This window comes from Moorena sp. SIO3B2 (genome assembly GCF_010692525.1).
Taxonomy (GTDB): Bacteria; Cyanobacteriota; Cyanobacteriia; order Cyanobacteriales; family Coleofasciculaceae; genus Moorena; species Moorena producens.
The window spans coordinates 1-2,366 of sequence record NZ_JAAHHE010000668.1 but is presented as its reverse complement, the minus strand read 5'-3'; the positions used below and the strand labels follow the sequence as shown (position 1 = coordinate 2,366).

Sequence of the window (2,366 nt, the reverse complement as noted above, 5' to 3'; positions counted from 1 at the left end):
TAGGGGAATTTGCCAAAATCTGCCTACTTTTTGAGCGCCCTTAATTCTACCATTTTTCAGAAGTTGGCGAACTCGTTGGACGCAAATCCCTAGAAGAAAAGCTGCTTGGGTAGTTCCGACTATCTTGCTTTGTTGGTTCATTTTTTGTTCCCCTTTACTATCGCGCTAATCTTATATTTAAGGTAACACATGATTTTCTAGGCTGTCTGGCTTTTTAACAAAAATTTACATTTATCTAGCGCTAACCTTTTATAAAGGTTATGGGATGTTTAGTTTGATTAAGTGGATAAGTTTAACTTAGCGCTATATTTTAGCCACGTTTATCTAGCGCTATTTTTTTGGATTCTTATGGGATAATTAATGGCTAAAAAAATAGCGCTATACTTTAACCACGTTTATCTAGCGCTAAGTTAGTTTTAGGTGTTATGGGATAGTTGGATTGATTAAGTGCATAGTTTTAACTTAGCGCTATACTTTAGCCAAAATTATCTAGCACTATTTTTTTCCCGACTCCCAATTCCCAATTCCCGATTCCCGACTCCCGATTCCCGATTCCCGACTCCCGATTCCCGATTCCCGATTCCCGATCCCCTCCTGGGAGGGGTTAGGGGTGGGTTCCGATTCCCGATTCCCGATTCCCGATTCCCCCAACACTTTGTTACAAAAATTTGCAAAATATGTTACAATTAAAGTTTTTGTATGTTATGATAGAATCATCTGACGTGAAAGCGTTAAGAGCCAGCGTGACATACTCCCACACTGACCTTTACAGGTTCAGTATGGGCTTCTTACCAACACCACCCAACGGTTCGGTTACTCGGTAAGCTTTACTACAGACGGGATGCCCCACCGCCAATTTGAGGATGTTTCTAGCCGCATTCACATCTCTATCCGCTTTGTAGCCACAATGAGGGCAAGAATGTATGCGATCTTTTAGTTTTTTAGGAACTTTTTGACCACAATTAGAGCAGTTTTGACTGGTATTTCGGGGATTTACTACTTTTGCTATTAACCCAGCATTCTCGGCTTTGGTTGATAGTATGGACAGAAATTGTCCCCACCCAGCGTCTAAAACTGATTTAGCTAATCTAGTTTTGGCCAAACCTTTTATATTGAGTTTTTCGTGAGCTACTAAATCGTGAGTATCTAATAGCTTTTTTACAGTCTTAAAGTGAAAATCTTTTCTAGTGTCAGCTACCTTTTTGTGAGCTTTTCCTAGTTTCGATACAGCCTTTTTCCTATTGTTACTTCCTTTCTTGGAACGGCTAACTGCTTTTTGAATTTTCTTCAATCGCTTCTGGGCTTTACGATAATATTGAGGAATTGGTACCTCGGAACCATCAGATTTGATCAAGAAGGATTTGAGACCCATGTCAATCCCGACCGGATTTTTGACTTCTTCGATCGCCATCACATTAGGGACAGTGTCGTCTTGAATGGACAGTGTCACATAGTAACCATCCGCTTTTCGAGTTACTGTGGCCGTTTTGATTTTAAAACCGGTGGGGATTGGTCTATGGTAGATCATCTTGACCCAACCAAACTTAGGAAGATTTAATCTATTTCCATTTATAGGACTCTTGGAGAAGGCCGAAAATGTTAGGGATCTAAAACGCTCCTTACTTTTGAATCTAGGTCTTCCGCTTCGTTTGCCATTGGAATCCCCTTTTAAGAATCGCTTAAAAGCTAGATCGACGCGCTTAACACAATCCTGTAACACATTGGCGTGAATTGCCTTATACCAGGCTCTATCTTTCTTTAATTGAGGTAAAGTTCTCTTTTGTGAATAATAATCAGGATTGTCTCTTAGCTCTGGCAAATGACAAACAAGAGGACAGGAGTTTATAGAGCATCTATTTTGCTCGTGCCAGGCAAATCTGTCAGCCAAAAGATAGTTATATTGATGACGTAGCATCTCAAGCCATCTTTCCATCTCTGATGTTTGTGATTTGGTTAGCCTAAGTTTGAATTGATACGCTAGTCTCATTTGCCATCCTCTTGTTTTCGACCTATTATTAGAATAACATTTGTTGCAACAATTGTTAATACAAAAATTAAAGTTCAGAGATTCGTAGTCAGGCTAAAATTAAGTAATTGGATTGAAGTTAGCTGACCTAGCGCTATAGTTTAATAGGCGCTTAATCTAGCCAATTTTAATTAGCGCTATAGTTTGGGACTGTGTACACGCTTATCGAAAATTGCAGCAATTTCCAACAGTGAATCAACTGGGCTGGAAATCATTAAACTAGCGCTATACTTATCTACCAGCACTATAATTGCTGAAAATTGCAGCAATTTCCAACATCTCGCTCAACCCTTGCTACCACAAGATCTAAGAGTAATTGGTATAGTCCTAGATCTTGTGA

General features: G+C 39.5%; 3 protein-coding genes. 1 reads left to right on the top strand and 2 read right to left on the bottom strand.

Annotated features, from left to right (window positions below):
- A partial coding sequence (locus F6K38_RS39590) for a helix-turn-helix domain-containing protein (protein ID WP_287360375.1) occupies nt 1-141 on the bottom strand: 141 nt, incomplete at its 3' end.
- A 306-nt stretch (nt 142-447) separates the two neighbouring features.
- Here F6K38_RS39590 and F6K38_RS39585 point away from each other — a divergent pair.
- On the top strand, nt 448-690 hold the full coding sequence (locus tag F6K38_RS39585) for a hypothetical protein (protein ID WP_287267815.1): 243 nt from the start codon (nt 448-450) through the stop codon (nt 688-690).
- 76 nt (nt 691-766) lie between these two features.
- Here F6K38_RS39585 and F6K38_RS39580 read toward each other — a convergent pair whose 3' ends face one another.
- A complete protein-coding gene (locus F6K38_RS39580; protein ID WP_287360373.1) occupies nt 767-1,987 on the bottom strand; it encodes an RNA-guided endonuclease InsQ/TnpB family protein in 1,221 nt (406 codons plus the stop codon).
- Nucleotides 1,988-2,366 lie beyond the last annotated feature (379 nt).

Excerpts from the sequence above, each read along its gene's own strand:
- F6K38_RS39580 (WP_287360373.1), bottom strand. The coding sequence starts at position 1,987 with ATGAGACTAGCGTATCAATTCAAACTTAGGCTAACCAAATCACAAACA.